The following is a 15,800-nucleotide window of genomic DNA, read 5'->3' as shown; positions in this document are numbered from 1 at the left end:
CCGGCCCGGCGCTGGCCCCGGCATCATCGATTCGTCAACTTGCCCTGCCATGCTTTGACGCACGGATCGGACGCTGCCGAGCGACCCTTGATCGTTTCAGTGCTTTCGCCACTGCCACTCAAGGGTTATTCTTGAGTTCACATTCATTGCCGTCGAGCGGCTAAAAACGACCTTGAACGCACCCATACAACCCCATCGCTTTATCCTCGAGCCCTTCGAGGCCCATCGCTTCGCCAACCTGTGCGGCCAGTTCGACGAGCACCTGCGCCTGATCGAACAACGCCTGGCCATCGAGATCCGCAACCGCGGCAATCAGTTCGAACTGATCGGCGAGCCCAAGACCACCTCCGCCGCCGAGCAACTGCTGCGCCGCCTCTATCGCGAAGCCAAGGCAAACGAGCTGTCACCGGAAACGGTGCACCTCTATCTCCAGGAGTCGACGATCGAGAACATCGAGAATCCGGCCGTCAACGAAGTCAGCGTCTCGCTGCGCACGCGCAAGGGCAATATCCGCCCGCGCGGCGTCAACCAGCAGCGCTACGTCAAGGAAATCCTGGCCAACGACATCAACTTCGGCATCGGCCCGGCCGGTACCGGCAAGACGTACCTGGCCGTGGCCTGCGCGGTCGATGCGCTGGAGCGTGAACAGGTGCGCCGCATCCTGCTGGTGCGCCCGGCGGTCGAGGCCGGCGAAAAGCTCGGCTTCCTGCCCGGCGACCTGGCCCAGAAGATCGACCCGTACCTGCGCCCGCTCTACGACGCGCTCTACGAGATGCTTGGCTTCGAGCACGTGGCCAAGCTGATCGAGCGCCAGGTGATCGAGATCGCGCCGCTGGCCTACATGCGCGGCCGCACCCTGAACAACAGCTTCATCATCCTCGACGAGAGTCAGAACACCACGCTCGAACAGATGAAGATGTTCCTCACCCGCATCGGCTTCGGCTCGACCGCGGTGATCACCGGTGACATCACCCAGGTCGACCTGCCCCGCGGCACCAAGTCGGGCCTGGCCCATGTGATCGAGGTGCTCAAGGACGTGCCAGGCATCAGCTTCACCCATTTCCAGCCCAAGGACGTGGTACGCCACCCGTTGGTGCAGCGTATCGTCGAAGCCTACGACCGCTTCGAAGCCCGTCAGTCCAAGCCCGAGGCACCCGGCAAAGATGCTTGAACTCGACCTGCAACGGGCCACGGACGCCGCTGCCCCCGATGACGCCGCCTTCCGCCGTTGGTGCGAACTTGCCCTGCGCCAGCGCAGCGCCGACTCGGAAATGACCATCCGCCTGGTCGACGCCGCCGAAGGTCGCGAGCTGAACCACACCTACCGGCACAAGGACTACGCCACCAACGTGCTGTCCTTCCCCGCCGACGTCCCCGACGAGCTGCTCGACATCCCGCTGCTGGGCGACCTGGTGATCTGCGTGCCGGTGGTCGAGCGCGAGGCCGCCGAACAGGGCAAGTCCCTGGAGGCGCACTGGGCGCACCTGGTCATCCACGGCTGCCTGCACCTGCTCGGCTACGACCACATCGAAGACGATGAAGCCGAGGAAATGGAAGCGCTGGAACGGCAATTGCTGGCGGAACTGGGTCACCCGGACCCTTACGCCGACGACGAAACCGAAACAATCACACACTGATACTGCAAGGATCACGAGTAACCGCCATGAGCGAAGACCGATCGAGCAACGGGCAGAAGTCCTGGTTGGGTAAGCTGACCCAGGCTTTTGCCCATGAGCCGAAAAACCGCCAGGAGCTCCTTGAGCTGCTGCGCGAAGCCCATCAGAACAAACTGCTCGACAGCGAAGCGCTGACCATCGTCGAAGGCGCCATCCAGGTCGCCGACCTGCAGGTACGCGACATCATGGTGCCGCGTTCGCAGATGATCAGCATCAAGGCCAACCAGTCGCCCCGCGAGTTCCTGCCGGCAGTGATCGATGCCGCGCACTCGCGCTACCCGGTGATCGGCGAGAGCCACGACGATGTGCTCGGCATTCTGCTCGCCAAGGACCTGCTGCCGCTGATCCTCAAGGAGAATGGCGACAGCTTCAACATCAAGGACCTGCTGCGTCCGGCCACCTTCGTGCCCGAGTCCAAGCGCCTGAACGTGCTGCTGCGCGAGTTCCGCGCCAACCACAACCACATGGCCATCGTCATCGACGAATACGGCGGCGTGGCGGGGCTGGTGACCATCGAGGACGTGCTCGAGCAGATCGTCGGCGATATCGAGGACGAGCATGACGTCGAGGAAGACAGCTACATCAAGCCGCTGCCCAGCGGCGACTTCCTGGTCAAGGCACTGACCCCGATCGAGAACTTCAACGAGTTCTTCGACAGCGAATTCTCCGATGACGAGTTCGACACGGTCGGCGGCCTGGTGATGAGTGCGTTCGGCCATTTGCCCAAACGTAACGAAACCACCGAGATCGGCGGCTACCGCTTCCGCATTCTCAATGCCGACAGCCGCCGGATACACTTGCTACGCCTGACACCGATCAACCGTTAAGGACGAACATGCGCTGGATCACCCGCCCCGGCTGGCCCGGTAACCTGCTGGCCATGGCGGCCGGCGCCTCCACCCTGCTGGCCCTGGCCCCCTTCGACATCTGGCCGCTGGCCCTGCTGTCCCTCGCGCTGTTCTATGCCGGGCTGCGCGAGCTGAGCCCGCGACAAGCCCTGGGCCGGGGCTGGTGCTTCGGCTTCGGCCTCTACGGCGCCGGCACCTGGTGGATCTACGTCAGCATGAACACCTACGGCGGCGCCTCGCCGCTGCTGGCGATCCTGCTGCTGCTGGCATTCTTCGCCTGCCTGGCTTTCTTCTTCGCCCTGCCCGCCTGGCTTTGGGCACGCTGGTTGCGCCGCGACGAGGCGCCGCTGGCAGACGCCTTGTGCTTTGCCGCTCTGTGGTTGCTGCAGGAGGCCTTCCGGGGCTGGTTCCTCACCGGTTTCCCTTGGCTCTATGCAGGTTACAGCCAGCTCGATGGCCCACTGGCGGGCCTGGCGCCGTTGGGCGGCGTGTGGCTGATCTCGTTCGCCCTGGCGTTGACTGCCGCCTTGCTGTGCAACCTCCATCGCCTGCGCGAGCGCCGTTCGTTCCTGGCTGTTGGTGCGGTGTTGCTGGCGGCGCCGTGGATCATCGGCCTGGCCTTGAAGGATCACGCCTGGACCAAGCCGGCAGGTGATCCGCTGAAGGTGGCAGCCCTGCAAGGCAACGTCGAGCAGGACCTGAAGTGGGACCCGGCGCACGTCAATGCGCAACTGGCGCTGTACCGCGACATGAGCTTCAGCTCGAAACCCGTCGACCTGCTGATCTGGCCGGAAACCGCCGTGCCGGTGCTCAAGGACCAGGCCCAGGGCTACATCGACATGATGGGTACCTTCGCCGCCGAACGGCATTCGGCGCTGATCACCGGGGTCCCAGTGCGGCAGATGGTCCACCACCAGCGCCGCTACTTCAACGGCATCACCGTGACCGGCGAGGGCGACGGCACCTACCTCAAGCAGAAGCTGGTGCCCTTCGGTGAATACGTTCCATTGCAGGACATGCTGCGCGGCCTGATCGAGTTCTTCAATTTGCCGATGTCGGATTTCGCCCGTGGTCCCGAGGACCAGCCATTGCTGCAGGCCAAGGGTTACCAGATCGCTCCGTACATTTGCTACGAAGTGGTCTATCCCGAATTCGCCGCAAGCCTGGCCGCACGCAGCGACCTGCTGCTGACCATCAGCAACGACACCTGGTTCGGCACCTCGATCGGCCCCTTGCAACACCTGCAGATGGCCCAGATGCGTGCGCTGGAGGCGGGCCGCTGGATGATCCGCGCCACCAACAACGGCGTGACCGCACTGATAGACCCGTTCGGCAGGATCACCGCGCAGGTCCCGCAGTTCCAGCGGGCCGTGCTGTACGGCGAGGTGGTGCCGATGCAGCAACTGACGCCGTACCTGCAATGGCGCTCGTGGCCGCTGGCGATCGTCTGCGTGCTGCTGCTGGGCTGGGCCTTGCTGGCCGGGCGCATTGCGCGAACCGTCTGAAGCATCCCTTGGGCCGCGTAGCGGCCCAAGACTTAGTAGAACAGGCGATACCCCACTAACCCCGCCGCCTCGTTCAGCAACTGTCCGCTCTGCCACATTGCCCGGTTTTCCGGCAGCAATCCCGCGAACGGCCGCGCATGATCCCGCCCCAGGAATCCCACCGGCGCCGGCACCACTTCGAACCCGGCCCGCTCGAAACTCCAGCGCGAGCGCTGCATGTGCCAGGCCTGCGTCACCACCACCACCCGCTTGATACCCAGAGGCTGCAATACCTTGGCACTGAACTCGGCGTTTTCCCAGGTGGTGCGGCTGGCTTCCTCCTTCCAGGAAACCTTTACGCCAAAGTCCGCCTCCAGGCGGTCAGCCATCAGTTGGGCCTCACTGGGCGGCGTGCCATAGTGCAAGCCACCGCTGGTCAGCACCGGCAGCCCTGAGGCCTTGGCCAGTTGCGCGGCGTAGCGCATGCGCTCGAGGGCAACGTAGGTTGGCTGATCAAGGCCACCCCAGGCCGGATCGCCGCGCTCCCGTCCGGCGCCCAGGACCACGATGGCGTCGGCCCTGGATGCCAGGCCTGCCCACCCCTCGAGGGCCAACGCAGGTTCTGTTTCAAGGGTTCGGGCAACTTGCTCGACCGTCAGTGGCAAGCTCATCAGCCACAAGCCACCCAGCCCCAGGGTGAAACAGGCCGCGGCCAGGCGCGGACGGCGCCGGCGCCACCACCAGGCGGCCAGCAGCAACAGGAACAGGACGCCAGGCGGCATCAACCATTGTTTGATGAAAAAGCGGATCGGCATCACACACCTCCATGGAAGGCGTGCAGCCTAAGAGGATCGGCACCGGGCCTCAAGGGCAACCGGCGCCGATCGATGCGTGCATTGCGAAAACCGGCGCGTCGCCGCGCCTGCAACCCTGAACGGCTATCGGGACGGAAATGTCCTGGAGCTGGCTGGGGCGCCGGGGCGCCTGCGGTCCTTGAGCCAGACAATCCTGGCCGAGGACGGCTCCGGTTGCGGGTAGGCACCGGCACTGGCAAATCGGCCTTCCGGGAGGGATTCCAGGTAGGCTTTGATCACCTCGAACTCGGCATGGCTCAGGCCACGCAACTCCAGTTCGGCAGGCATCTCGTCGCGCAATCGCACGGAGGTTCTGGCCACTTCCAGTGCCAGGCCCAAACGGTCGATCAGGCGCTCGTAAAGCTCCGGTTTGCTTGCGGTTAGTTGCGACTCTCCCATCCGTTCACCTCATTGAAGGTAAGAATATCTCCCCCCACAGATGAGCTTAGCGTCACTCGTAAAAGCGGCCGGGCGCCGCGACCAACGGCCCGCGCGGCGGGCGATGCAATCAGGGTTTCCCACGATGCGCGGCGCTCATGTATGCTACGGCGTTCACTCTTGCAGATCCCGGAGTGCCGGACGCAGCGAGGTCGAGCTGCCTGGAACATGTCTCTTATCTCTCAATACAAAGTAGCCATGCACGAACAATACACGCCCCGTGATGTAGAAGCCGCCGCCCAGAATGCCTGGGACGAGCAACAATCGTTTGCTGTCACCGAACAGCCAGGCAAAGACACCTACTATTGCCTATCGATGTTCCCGTACCCGAGCGGCAAGCTACACATGGGCCACGTGCGCAACTACACCATCGGTGACGTGATCGCCCGCTACCAGCGCATGCTGGGCAAGAACGTCCTGCAACCGATGGGCTGGGACGCCTTCGGCATGCCGGCGGAAAACGCCGCGATGAAGAACAACGTCGCCCCGGCCAAGTGGACCTACGAGAACATCGACTACATGAAGACCCAGCTCAAGAGCCTGGGTCTGGCCATCGACTGGTCGCGTGAAGTCACCACCTGCAAGCCGGACTACTACCGCTGGGAACAGTGGCTGTTCACCCGCCTGTTCGAGAAAGGCATCATCTACCGCAAGAACGGCACCGTGAACTGGGACCCGGCGGACCAGACCGTCCTGGCCAACGAGCAGGTCATCGATGGCCGTGGCTGGCGCTCGGGCGCGCTTATCGAAAAGCGCGAAATCCCGATGTACTACTTCCGCATCACCGACTACGCCGACGAGCTGCTGGAAAGCCTCGACGAGCTGCCGGGCTGGCCCGAGCAGGTCAAGACCATGCAGCGCAACTGGATCGGCAAGTCCCGCGGCATGGAAGTGCAGTTCCCCTATGACCAGGCGAGCATCGGTCATGAGGGCACCCTGAAAGTCTTCACCACCCGTCCGGACACCCTGATGGGCGCCACCTACGTTGCCGTCGCCGCCGAACACCCGCTGGCCACCCAGGCCGCCCAGGGCAACCCGGCGCTGCAGGCGTTCATCGACGAGTGCAAGAGCGGCAGCGTCGCCGAGGCCGACATGGCCACGCAGGAGAAGAAGGGCATGGCCACTTCCCTGTTCGTCGAGCACCCGCTGACCGGCGAGAAGCTGCCGGTATGGGTCGCCAACTACGTGCTGATGCACTACGGCGATGGCGCTGTCATGGCCGTGCCGGCGCACGACGAGCGCGACTTCGAGTTCGCCCACAAGTACAACCTGCCGGTCAAGGCGGTGGTGCGCACCAGCGTCGGCGACGAGGTCGGCAGCGAGTGGCTGGCCGCCTACGGCGAACATGGCCAGCTGATCAACTCCGGCGAGTTCGACGGCCTGGACTTCCAGGGCGCCTTCGATGCCATCGAGGCCGCGCTGATCCGCAAGGACCTCGGCAAGTCGCGCACCCAGTTCCGCCTGCGCGACTGGGGCATCAGCCGCCAGCGCTACTGGGGTTGCCCGATCCCGATCATCCACTGCCCGTCCTGCGGCGACGTGCCGGTGCCGGAAGACCAGCTGCCCGTCACCCTGCCGGAAAACGTGGTACCGGACGGGGCCGGTTCGCCCCTGGCGCGCATGCCCGAGTTCTACGAGTGCACCTGCCCGAAATGCGGCACCGCGGCCAAGCGCGAAACCGACACCATGGACACCTTCGTCGAGTCGTCCTGGTACTTCGCCCGCTACGCCTCGCCGAACTACGATAAAGGCCTGGTCGACCCTAAAGCCGCCAACCACTGGCTGCCTGTCGACCAGTACATCGGCGGCATCGAGCACGCCATCCTGCACCTGCTGTATGCGCGCTTCTTCCACAAGCTGATGCGTGACGAAGGCCTGGTCACCTCCAACGAGCCGTTCAAGAACCTGCTGACCCAGGGCATGGTCGTCGCCGAAACCTACTACCGCGTCGCCAGCAACGGCGGCAAGGACTGGTTCAACCCGGCCGACGTCGAGATCGAGCGTGACGCCAAGGCCAAGATCATCGGCGCGCGCCTGAAGACCGATGGCCTGCCGGTGGAAATCGGCGGCACCGAGAAGATGTCGAAGTCGAAGAACAACGGCGTCGACCCGCAGTCGATGATCGAGCAGTACGGCGCCGACACCTGCCGCCTGTTCATGATGTTCGCCTCGCCACCCGACATGAGCCTGGAATGGTCCGACTCCGGCGTCGAAGGCGCCAGCCGCTTCCTGCGCCGCGTCTGGCGCCTGGCCCAGGCCCACGTGACCCAAGGCCTGCCGGGCACGCTGGACATCGCCTCCCTGAGCGACGAGCAGAAGGTCATCCGTCGCGCCATCCATGCCGCGATCAAGCAGGCCAGCACCGACGTGGGCCAGTACCACAAGTTCAACACCGCCATCGCCCAGGTGATGACCGTGATGAACGTACTGGAGAAGGCGCCACAGGCGACCGCCCAGGACCGCGCCCTGCTGCAGGAGGGCCTCGAGGCCGTGACCCTGCTGCTGGCACCGATCACCCCGCACATCTCCCATGAGCTGTGGAAGCAGCTGGGCCACGACCAGGCGGTGATCGATGCGAACTGGCCGATTGTCGATGAAGGCGCCCTGGTACAGGACACCGTGACCCTGGTGGTACAGGTCAACGGCAAGCTGCGTGGCCAGGTCGAGATGCCGGCCGCCGCCAGCCGCGAGGAAGTCGAGGCCGCCGCTCGCAACAACGAGAACGTCCTGCGCTTCACCGACGGCCTGACCATCCGCAAGGTCATCGTCGTTCCGGGCAAACTGGTCAACATCGTCGCCAACTGATGGCAACGCCCGCCTGCACACCCTGCAGGCGGGCGTAATCGGTCCACGAGGGAGCAACACACATGATCAAACGCAATCTGCTGGTAATGGGCCTGGCTGTGCTGCTCAGCGCCTGCGGTTTCCAGCTGCGCGGCACCGGCACTACCGAACTGACCATCAAGGAGCTGGACCTCAGCGCCCGCAACGCCTATGGCGAGACCGTCACCCAACTGCGCCGCACACTGCAGAACAGCGGCGTCAAAGTGTATAGCGGAGCTCCCTACAAGCTCGTGCTCACCAATGAGCAAGAGAGCCAGCGCGCCGCGACCTATACGGGCGGCAACCGCTCGGCTGAGTATGAGCTGACCACTGTGCTGAATTACGCTGTCGAGGGCCTGAACGACACAGTGTTGCTGGAAGACAAGCTGCAAGTGCAGAAGTACTACGTCTACAATGGCAATAACATCAACGGCTCGGGCCAGGAAGCGGTCCAGGTCCGTCAGGAAATGCGCCGTGACCTGGTTCAGGGCATGATGGTCCGCCTGCAGCAACTGACCCCGGCACGCCTGCAAGACCTGCAGCACAAGGCTGACGAGCGCGCCAAGGCTGAAGCCCGTGCCCTCCAGGAAGCCCAGCGCATCCAGGACGAGACGCCCCAGCAGTCGCCGCTGGAAGTCCCGGCTCCCTGAGCCTGAACGGGGCACCTGAGGTGCCCCGCCCTTCGCCATGAAGCTCTCCCCCGCCCAACTCAACAAGCACCTGCAAGGCCAGCTGGCGCCCGTCTACATCGTCAGCGGTGACGACCCGCTGCTGTGCCAGGAGGCCGCCGACGCCATCCGCGGCGCCGCGCGCCAGCAGGGCTACGACGAACGCCAGGTGTTCAGCGCCGATGCCAACTTCGACTGGGGCAACCTGCTGCTGGCCGGTGCCAGCCTGTCGTTGTTCGCCCAGCGCCGGCTGCTGGAGCTGCGCCTGCCCTCGGGCAAGCCCGGCGACAAAGGCGCTGCCGCGCTGATGGAATACTGCGCCAACCCGGCCGAGGACACGCTGCTACTGATCAGCCTGCCCAAGCTCGATGGCAGCGCGCAGAAAACCAAGTGGGGCAAGGCCTTGATCGAAGGCGCGCACTGCCAGTTCATCCAGATCTGGCCGGTGGACGCCCAGCAACTACCGCAATGGATCAACCAGCGCCTGTCCCAGGCCGGCCTGTCGGCCCAGCGTGACGCCATCGACTTGATCGCCGCCCGGGTCGAGGGCAACCTGCTGGCCGCCGCCCAGGAGATCGAGAAGCTGAAGCTGCTTGCCGAGGGCAACCAGATCACCGTCGAGACTGTCCAGGCAGCCGTTGCCGACAGCGCCCGCTTCGATGTGTTCGGGCTGGTCGATGCCATTCTCAATGGCGAAGCAGCCCATGCCCTGCGCATGCTCGAAGGACTGCGCGGTGAAGGTGTCGAGCCGCCGGTCATTCTCTGGGCCCTTGCCCGCGAACTGCGCTTGCTGGCCGGGCTCGCACAGCAGTTCAGCCAGGGCGTGCCGCTGGACAAGGCCTTCAGCCAGGCGCGCCCACCGGTGTGGGACAAGCGCCGACCGCTGGTGAGCAAGGCCCTGCAGCGCCTCTCTGCGCAGCGCTGGGCCATGCTTCTGCAGGATGCCCAGCGTATCGATGCGCAGATCAAGGGCCAGGCCGAGGGCTCGCCGTGGACCAGTCTGGCGCGCCTGTCGCTGCTCATGGCCGGACAACGCCTGCCGCTGCCCGCCGAATAAAGCGCCGCGCCGCCATAAACACAATCAATTGGCTCACATAGCGCTACAGGCCTACAGTGCGCCCGCAATCCAACTAGACCGGGAACCCGCCATGAGCAAGAAGCCGAAAAAGCACGGCCCCAACAAGGCCAAGTCGATCATCGCCCAACCGCTGTTCCGCTGCCGCCAGGAACAGGCAGGAAAAGGCAAAGGCAGCTACCGCCGCGAAGCCTTCCAATCGAGAGATTGGGAGGCTTCCTGCTTTATGGCCGCCTGAAAAGGCATGAAATGCGCAGGCATGGTATGGTCGGCACCTGACCTGCAATTCTGGATCTGTGCATGCCCTCTCGTCTCACTCTCCGCTGGCAACCCCGCCAGCTGATCGCGGCCACAAGCTTCATCCTGCTCGTCGCCTGCGCCGAGAAACCCACCGCCGCCGATGCCCTGCCGCTGGCACCCGCCCAGCCCGCCCCCGTCGTAACGCTACCTGGCGCCACGCTCGATAGCAGCAACGAAATCCAGCCCCTGCAGACCTTCGCCCAATGGCAGGCCGGTTTCCGCGAGCAAGCCCTGCAAGCCGGGATCAGCGCCAACCTGTTCGACCGCGCCTTCCTCGGCGTCACCCCGGACATGGACGTGATCAAGGCTGACCGCAGCCAACCGGAGTTCACCCGCCCGGTCTGGGAATACCTCGACGGCGCCCTGTCGCCGCTGCGCGTACGCAACGGCAAGAAACTGCTCGAACAGAATGCCGAGCTGCTGGCACGCATCGAGCAACGCTACGGCGTCGATCGCCAGGTGCTGGTCTCGGTGTGGGGCATGGAGAGCAACTTCGGGCAGTTCCAGGGCAGCAAGTCGGTGATCCGTTCGCTGGCCACCCTGGCCTATGAAGGCCGTCGCCCCCAGTTCGCCCAGGACCAACTGATCGCCGCCCTGCAGATCCTGCAAAACGGCGACATCCAGCCTGACGCGATGCGCGGCTCCTGGGCCGGCGCCATGGGCCAGACCCAGTTCATCCCGACTACCTACCTTACCCACGCGGTGGATTTCGACGGTGATGGTCGCCGCGACATCTGGAACAGCACCGCCGACGCGCTGGCCTCCACCGCGCACTACCTGCAGGCCTCCGGCTGGAAGCGTGGCCAGCCCTGGGGCTTCGAGGTACAGGTACCTGCCGGCTTCGACTGGTGGCTGGCCGATGGCAGCCAGCGCAAGAGCGTCAGCGAATGGTTGCAACTGGGCGTGAAGCTGCCCGCCGGCACCGCATTGCCCGCTGGCAGCAACCAGCTGTCCGCTGCCCTGCTTCTGCCCGCCGGTGCCCGTGGGCCGGCGTTCCTGGTGCTGGACAACTTCCGCGCGATCCTCAAGTACAACAACTCGTCTTCCTATGCGCTGGCAGTGAGCCTGCTGGGGGATCGCTTCTACGGTTGGGGGTTCATTGCCGGCAGCTGGCCAAAAGAAGACCTGCCGCTGAGCCGCAGCGAACGTATCGAGCTGCAGACCTTGCTCAACGCCAGTGGCCATGAGGCAGGCAATCCTGACGGGATCATCGGCGCCAATACCCGCAAGGCCATTCGCAATGCGCAGCAGGCGCAGGGCTGGCCGGCGGATGGATATCCGACGCACAAGCTGCTCGACAGCCTGCGTCGCTAGAAAGTACTGGGGCCGCAAAGCGGCCCCAACTGTTTCAGGCCTTGAACAAGGCCTGCTCGAGCACCAGCCGTTTCGCTCCCGCCTCGAGCCTGACCTGCGCGCCCAATGGCAGGCACACATTCGGATCACAATGCCCGCTGCGCCACCCCGCCAGCACCGGCACCCCGAGCGGGCCGAAGATATCCAGCAGCAAGGGCGTCATGGCCGCGACCGTGATCCCGGCAAAATCCCCCACCAGTACACCACGCACACCCTCCAGCTTGCCGGCCAGGCGCAATTGGGTCAGCAGGCGGTCGACACGATAGAGCGGCTCGTTGACGTCCTCGATGAACAGGATGCTGTCCCGGGTGTCGACTTCCGCCAGCGTCCCCAGCGTGGTGCCGAGCAGTGACAGGTTGCCACCGACCAGACGCCCGCTGGCAACACCGGACACCACGCTGGTGAGCGCAAAAGCCGCTGGATGGCCGATCGCATCACCCGCCCCCAGCCGCCCCCTCAACTGCCCGAACAGAGAGCTGACGGTGGGCTCGAGCTTGCCCCCCAGCAGGTCGGCATTGAGCATTGCGCCATGGAAGGCTAGCATCCCGGTATGTCGATTGAGCGCCGAATGCAGGGCGGTGATGTCGCTGTAACCCACCAGGGGCTTGGGATGGCGGCGGATCAGCTCGAAGTCGATGCGGTCCAGCAGGCGCATGCTGCCGTAACCGCCGCGCATGCACAGGATGGCGTCGATGTCCGGGGCGCTGAACGCATCGTGCAAGTCGCGCAGGCGCTGCTCGTCGCTACCGGCAAGGTAACCGTCCGCCTGCAGCACCCCAGGATAGATGCGGCACTGCTGGCCACGGTCTTCGAACCACCGGCGGGCCTTGTCGGTATCCAGCCGTGCCGGACCGGCCGGGGCGACGATGGCGAAACGGGCGTTGTCAGGCAGGGCCCTGGGCAACAGGTACTCGGCAGTTTCCAGGCAATTCATCGCGCCACTCCTTGCAGCTTGTCGCTTGAAACTTGTAGCTCAAAAAAAAGCCGATGCCGCCTTCCGGCGCGCATCGGCATGTCCCGCTCAAGCCCGTCTCAGAGCTTGATCTTGGCTTCGTGGGCCTGCTGGTCGGCGTGGTACGACGAGCGTACCAGAGGACCGGAGGCGACGTTCTTGAAGCCCATCTTGTAACCTTCCTCGGCGAACCAGGCGAAGGTGTCCGGGTGCACGAAGCGCTGTACCGGCAAGTGGTTGCGCGACGGCTGCAGGTACTGGCCGAGGGTGAGCATGTCGATATCGTGCTCGCGCATGCGGTGCATCACCTCGATGACCTCCTCGTCAGTCTCGCCCAGGCCCAGCATCAGGCCGGACTTGGTCGGTACGTGCGGGACCATCTGCTTGAACTTCTGCAGCAGGTCCAACGACCAGTCGTAGTCCGAACCTGGGCGTGCGGCCTTGTACAGGCGCGGCACTGTCTCGAGGTTGTGGTTGAACACGTCCGGCGGGGTTTGCGCGGTAATTTCCAGTGCCACGTCCATGCGGCCGCGATAGTCCGGCACCAGGGTCTCAAGCTGCACGCCCGGCGACAGCGCGCGGATCTCGCGGATGCAGTCGGCGAAGTGCTGGGCACCGCCATCACGCAGGTCGTCGCGGTCCACCGAGGTGATCACCACGTACTTGAGGCGCAGATCGGCGATGGCCACGGCCAGGTTCTTCGGCTCGTCCAGATCCAGCGGCTTCGGCCGGCCGTGACCGACGTCGCAGAACGGGCAGCGGCGGGTGCAGATGTCGCCCATGATCATGAAGGTGGCGGTACCGCCAGAGAAGCACTCACCCAGGTTCGGGCAGGAGGCTTCTTCGCATACGCTGTGCAGCTTGTGCTTGCGCAGCAGTTGCTTGATGCGGTCGACTTCCGGGGAAACCGGAATGCGCACGCGGATCCAGTCGGGCTTTTTCGGCAGCTCTTCGGTGGGGATGATCTTCACCGGGATACGTGCCACTTTGTCGGCGCCACGCAGCTTCACGCCGGCTTCCACTTTTTTAGGAGCAGGGCGTGGGGTGACGTCTTGCGTCGGGATCAGGTTCGGCACGGCTTCTTGCACAGTTGTCATAATCAGTCGATTCCGCCCGTCAGGGTCGTCTGCTCAGCATAGTCGAGGTGCTTGACCAGCTGTCCGCGCAGCCTTGTCCTGACCTCAATGAGTTCGATCGGACCTGCCAGGTCGCGCAGCTGGGTCATGGCCAGCCCCGCATACCCACAGGGGTTGATTCGGCGGAATGGCGCAAGGTCCATGTCCACGTTCAGGGCAAGGCCGTGGAACGAACGGCCATTGCGGATTCGAAGGCCTAGGGACGCGATCTTCGCGCCATCGACATAGACGCCCGGGGCGTCGGGTTTGGCCAGCGCCTGCACGCCATAGCTGGCGAGCAGGTCGATGAGGGTCTGCTCGATGCGGCTGACCAGCTCGCGCACGCCGATACTCAGGCGGCGCACGTCCAGCAGCAGGTAGGCCACCAGCTGGCCGGGGCCATGGTAGGTGACCTGGCCGCCGCGGTCGGTCTGCACCACTGGTATCTCGCCGGGGATCAGCAGGTGCTCGGCCTTGCCGGCCTGGCCCTGGGTGAACACCGGAGGATGCTCGACCAGCCAGACTTCGTCCAGGCTGTCCGGGCCACGCTGCTCGGTAAAGCGACGCATGGCCTCCAGCACCGGTTCATAGGGCTGCAGGCCAAGATCGCGAAAACCGAGGCAAGCGGGCATCACAGCACCATTTTCACGATGCCGGTAGCGCGCAAGGCGCTGTTGATGTCATGCAACTGGTCCTCACCGGTGGCAACGATATGCAGCTGCACCGTGGTGTACTTGCCTTCCTTGCTCTGGCGTTCGGCCAACGTCGAGAGGTCGACCTTGGCGTACTTGCTGAGAATTTCGATTACCGTGTCCTTGAAACCGACAACGGTGTCACCGATCACCTTGATCGGGTAATCCTCGCAGGGGAACTCGATCTTGTGCGACTTGACGTCTTCTTCGCTCATGGCGGAAACGGCCTCGTAAGCCGTGGCAGCAGCGCCCCCGCCTGGTTCACGGGGGCGTGCAAGTCACGTATCAGTTGAACAAACCGTAGAAGAACAGGCGGATGCTGTCCCACATACGGCCGAAGAAACCTGCTTCCTCGACACCGTCAAGGGCGATGAGGTCGGCACTGTGAACCACTTTCTCGTCCAGTTTGACTTCCACTTTGCCGATCACGTCACCTTTGGCGATAGGCGCGGTCAGTTGCGGGTTCATGGTCATCGAAGCCTGGAGGCGTTTCAATTGGCCTTTAGGCATGGTCATGGTCAGGTCGTTGGCCAGGCCGGCTTTCACCTGGTTGGTCGCGCCTTTCCATACCGGGGCTTGAGTCAGCTCGGTGCCTTTCTGGTAGAAGGTCTGGGTTTCGAAGAAGCGGAAACCGTAAGTCAGCAGCTTCTGGGTCTCGGCGGCCCGCGATTGCTCGCTGTTGGTACCGAACACCACGGCGATCAGACGCTGGCCGTCACGCACGGCCGAGGCGACCATGCAGTAGCCGGCTTCGTCGGTGTGGCCGGTCTTCAGGCCGTCGACGGTCTTGTCGCGCCACAGCAGCAGGTTGCGGTTCGGCTGCTTGATGTTGTTCCAGAAGAACTCTTTCTGCGAATAGATGGCGTAGTGTGCCGGATCCTCGTTGATGATCGCACGTGCCAGCAGGGCCATGTCATGGGCCGAAGAGTAGTGCTCCGGGTTCGGCAGGCCGGTGGGGTTCATGAAGTGGCTGTTGGCCATGCCCAGGTCGGTGGCGGTCTTGTTCATCATATCGGCGAAGGCATCTTCGCTGCCGGCGATGTGCTCGGACAGGGCGACCGATGCATCGTTGCCGGACTGGATGATGATGCCGTGCAGCAGGTCGCTGACGGTCACCTGGCTGCCGACCTTGATGAACATGCGCGAACCGCCGGTGCGCCAGGCGTTCTCGCTGACGGTCACCGGGTCGTTCTCGCCAATCTGGCCACGACGGATGTCCAGGGTGGCGATGTAGGCGGTCATCAGCTTGGTCAGGCTGGCTGGCGGCAGGCGCTCGTCACCGTTGTTCTCGACCAGCACGTTGCCGCTGGACGCGTCCATGAGTACATAGGACTTGGCGGCCAGTTGCGGTGGTGCCGGCATCATCTGCTCCGCTGCGAAGGCAGCAGGGGTGATCATCAGCAGAACAGGCAGGCAAAGTCGTTTGGCAAGGTTGGTGATGTTCATCCGTCTCTCGTAAATCGCTAATGGTCTGATGTTCCGTGGGCAACTTCATTTGCCCAGCGCCCCGTCAGTCTAGTTT

The 15,800-nt window shown here is 64.2% G+C and carries 16 protein-coding genes; 9 read left to right on the top strand and 7 right to left on the bottom strand.

All coding sequences use genetic code 11. From position 1 onward, the window contains the following. The first annotated feature begins 172 nt into the window (after positions 1–172). Genes ACQ4OD_RS04405 through lnt form a run of 4 tightly spaced genes read left to right on the top strand, consistent with a single transcriptional unit; the run spans position 173 to position 4,029 of the window. Positions 173–1,171, top strand: a complete 999-nt coding sequence (locus ACQ4OD_RS04405; protein WP_139668302.1) for a PhoH family protein — start codon at positions 173–175, stop codon at positions 1,169–1,171. Beyond that, the gene (gene ybeY, locus ACQ4OD_RS04400; RefSeq protein WP_023630353.1) at positions 1,164–1,637 is read left to right on the top strand and encodes an rRNA maturation RNase YbeY; all 474 of its coding nucleotides are present in this window, start codon (positions 1,164–1,166) and stop codon (positions 1,635–1,637) included. The genes ACQ4OD_RS04405 and ybeY overlap by 8 nt, the downstream gene beginning before the upstream one ends. Positions 1,638–1,663: 26 nt before the next feature. Beyond that, positions 1,664–2,503 (top strand): HlyC/CorC family transporter, encoded by an 840-nt coding sequence (locus tag ACQ4OD_RS04395; protein WP_023630352.1) that lies wholly within the window; start codon positions 1,664–1,666, stop codon positions 2,501–2,503. 8 nt (positions 2,504–2,511) lie between these two features. After that, positions 2,512–4,029 carry an apolipoprotein N-acyltransferase gene (gene lnt, locus ACQ4OD_RS04390; RefSeq protein ID WP_139668300.1) on the top strand — a complete coding sequence of 506 codons (1,518 nt, stop codon included), beginning with the start codon at positions 2,512–2,514 and terminating at the stop codon, positions 4,027–4,029. A 32-nt stretch (positions 4,030–4,061) separates the two neighbouring features. Here the strand turns inward: lnt and ACQ4OD_RS04385 are convergent, their stop codons facing one another. Both ACQ4OD_RS04385 and ACQ4OD_RS04380 read right to left on the bottom strand, forming a co-directional pair. Then, positions 4,062–4,823 carry a YdcF family protein gene (locus ACQ4OD_RS04385; RefSeq protein ID WP_198754769.1) on the bottom strand — a complete coding sequence of 254 codons (762 nt, stop codon included), beginning with the start codon at positions 4,821–4,823 and terminating at the stop codon, positions 4,062–4,064. A gap of 123 nt (positions 4,824–4,946) precedes the next feature. Beyond that, the gene (locus ACQ4OD_RS04380; RefSeq protein ID WP_139668296.1) at positions 4,947–5,261 is read right to left on the bottom strand and encodes a hypothetical protein; all 315 of its coding nucleotides are present in this window, start codon (positions 5,259–5,261) and stop codon (positions 4,947–4,949) included. A 237-nt stretch (positions 5,262–5,498) separates the two neighbouring features. Between ACQ4OD_RS04380 and leuS the strand changes: the two genes are divergently transcribed. The 5 genes from leuS (at position 5,499) to ACQ4OD_RS04355 (ending at position 11,480) form a co-directional block, all read left to right on the top strand. Continuing rightward, positions 5,499–8,105: a leucine--tRNA ligase gene (gene leuS / locus ACQ4OD_RS04375; RefSeq protein ID WP_139668294.1), complete on the top strand. Its 2,607-nt coding sequence runs from the start codon at positions 5,499–5,501 to the stop codon at positions 8,103–8,105. 62 nt (positions 8,106–8,167) lie between these two features. Beyond that, the gene (gene lptE, locus ACQ4OD_RS04370; protein ID WP_198754767.1) at positions 8,168–8,773 is read left to right on the top strand and encodes an LPS assembly lipoprotein LptE; all 606 of its coding nucleotides are present in this window, start codon (positions 8,168–8,170) and stop codon (positions 8,771–8,773) included. Positions 8,774–8,810: 37 nt separating this feature from the next. Next, entirely contained in the window at positions 8,811–9,848 is a 1,038-nt protein-coding gene (holA, locus tag ACQ4OD_RS04365) for a DNA polymerase III subunit delta (protein ID WP_139668291.1), read from the top strand. A gap of 91 nt (positions 9,849–9,939) precedes the next feature. Then, positions 9,940–10,104, top strand: a complete 165-nt coding sequence (gene arfA / locus ACQ4OD_RS04360) for an alternative ribosome rescue factor ArfA (RefSeq protein ID WP_023630277.1) — start codon at positions 9,940–9,942, stop codon at positions 10,102–10,104. A 62-nt stretch (positions 10,105–10,166) separates the two neighbouring features. Further along, on the top strand, positions 10,167–11,480 hold the full coding sequence (locus ACQ4OD_RS04355; RefSeq protein ID WP_139668289.1) for a lytic murein transglycosylase: 1,314 nt from the start codon (positions 10,167–10,169) through the stop codon (positions 11,478–11,480). 34 nt (positions 11,481–11,514) lie between these two features. Here the strand turns inward: ACQ4OD_RS04355 and ACQ4OD_RS04350 are convergent, their stop codons facing one another. From ACQ4OD_RS04350 to ACQ4OD_RS04330, 5 genes are all read right to left on the bottom strand, one after another. Beyond that, complete coding sequence (locus ACQ4OD_RS04350) at positions 11,515–12,453, bottom strand: S66 peptidase family protein (protein ID WP_430943932.1); 939 nt, start codon at positions 12,451–12,453, stop codon at positions 11,515–11,517. Positions 12,454–12,551: 98 nt separating this feature from the next. Further along, positions 12,552–13,568: a lipoyl synthase gene (lipA, locus tag ACQ4OD_RS04345; RefSeq protein WP_102683780.1), complete on the bottom strand. Its 1,017-nt coding sequence runs from the start codon at positions 13,566–13,568 to the stop codon at positions 12,552–12,554. A gap of 2 nt (positions 13,569–13,570) precedes the next feature. Continuing rightward, positions 13,571–14,218 (bottom strand): lipoyl(octanoyl) transferase LipB, encoded by a 648-nt coding sequence (lipB, locus tag ACQ4OD_RS04340; RefSeq protein ID WP_102683781.1) that lies wholly within the window; start codon positions 14,216–14,218, stop codon positions 13,571–13,573. Continuing rightward, positions 14,218–14,493 carry a DUF493 domain-containing protein gene (locus ACQ4OD_RS04335; RefSeq protein WP_023630272.1) on the bottom strand — a complete coding sequence of 92 codons (276 nt, stop codon included), beginning with the start codon at positions 14,491–14,493 and terminating at the stop codon, positions 14,218–14,220. Before ACQ4OD_RS04335 ends, lipB begins: the two co-directional genes overlap by 1 nt. Positions 14,494–14,563: 70 nt before the next feature. Beyond that, entirely contained in the window at positions 14,564–15,724 is a 1,161-nt protein-coding gene (locus tag ACQ4OD_RS04330) for a D-alanyl-D-alanine carboxypeptidase family protein (protein WP_139668285.1), read from the bottom strand. Positions 15,725–15,800 lie beyond the last annotated feature (76 nt).

The organism is Pseudomonas sp. WC1, assembly GCF_050586565.1.
Lineage (GTDB): Bacteria > Pseudomonadota > Gammaproteobacteria > Pseudomonadales > Pseudomonadaceae > Aquipseudomonas.
This window is presented reverse-complemented; position numbering and strand designations above follow the sequence as displayed.

Excerpts from the sequence above, each read along its gene's own strand:
- ybeY (WP_023630353.1), top strand. The coding sequence starts at position 1,164 with ATGCTTGAACTCGACCTGCAACGGGCCACGGACGCCGCTGCCCCCGAT.
- ACQ4OD_RS04395 (WP_023630352.1), top strand. The coding sequence starts at position 1,664 with ATGAGCGAAGACCGATCGAGCAACGGGCAGAAGTCCTGGTTGGGTAAG.
- lnt (WP_139668300.1), top strand. The coding sequence starts at position 2,512 with ATGCGCTGGATCACCCGCCCCGGCTGGCCCGGTAACCTGCTGGCCATG.
- ACQ4OD_RS04385 (WP_198754769.1), bottom strand. The coding sequence starts at position 4,823 with ATGCCGATCCGCTTTTTCATCAAACAATGGTTGATGCCGCCTGGCGTC.
- ACQ4OD_RS04380 (WP_139668296.1), bottom strand. The coding sequence starts at position 5,261 with ATGGGAGAGTCGCAACTAACCGCAAGCAAACCGGAGCTTTACGAGCGC.
- leuS (WP_139668294.1), top strand. The coding sequence starts at position 5,499 with ATGCACGAACAATACACGCCCCGTGATGTAGAAGCCGCCGCCCAGAAT.
- lptE (WP_198754767.1), top strand. The coding sequence starts at position 8,168 with ATGATCAAACGCAATCTGCTGGTAATGGGCCTGGCTGTGCTGCTCAGC.
- holA (WP_139668291.1), top strand. The coding sequence starts at position 8,811 with ATGAAGCTCTCCCCCGCCCAACTCAACAAGCACCTGCAAGGCCAGCTG.
- arfA (WP_023630277.1), top strand. The coding sequence starts at position 9,940 with ATGAGCAAGAAGCCGAAAAAGCACGGCCCCAACAAGGCCAAGTCGATC.
- ACQ4OD_RS04355 (WP_139668289.1), top strand. The coding sequence starts at position 10,167 with ATGCCCTCTCGTCTCACTCTCCGCTGGCAACCCCGCCAGCTGATCGCG.
- ACQ4OD_RS04350 (WP_430943932.1), bottom strand. The coding sequence starts at position 12,453 with ATGAATTGCCTGGAAACTGCCGAGTACCTGTTGCCCAGGGCCCTGCCT.
- lipA (WP_102683780.1), bottom strand. The coding sequence starts at position 13,568 with ATGACAACTGTGCAAGAAGCCGTGCCGAACCTGATCCCGACGCAAGAC.
- lipB (WP_102683781.1), bottom strand. The coding sequence starts at position 14,218 with ATGCCCGCTTGCCTCGGTTTTCGCGATCTTGGCCTGCAGCCCTATGAA.
- ACQ4OD_RS04335 (WP_023630272.1), bottom strand. The coding sequence starts at position 14,493 with ATGAGCGAAGAAGACGTCAAGTCGCACAAGATCGAGTTCCCCTGCGAG.
- ACQ4OD_RS04330 (WP_139668285.1), bottom strand. The coding sequence starts at position 15,724 with ATGAACATCACCAACCTTGCCAAACGACTTTGCCTGCCTGTTCTGCTG.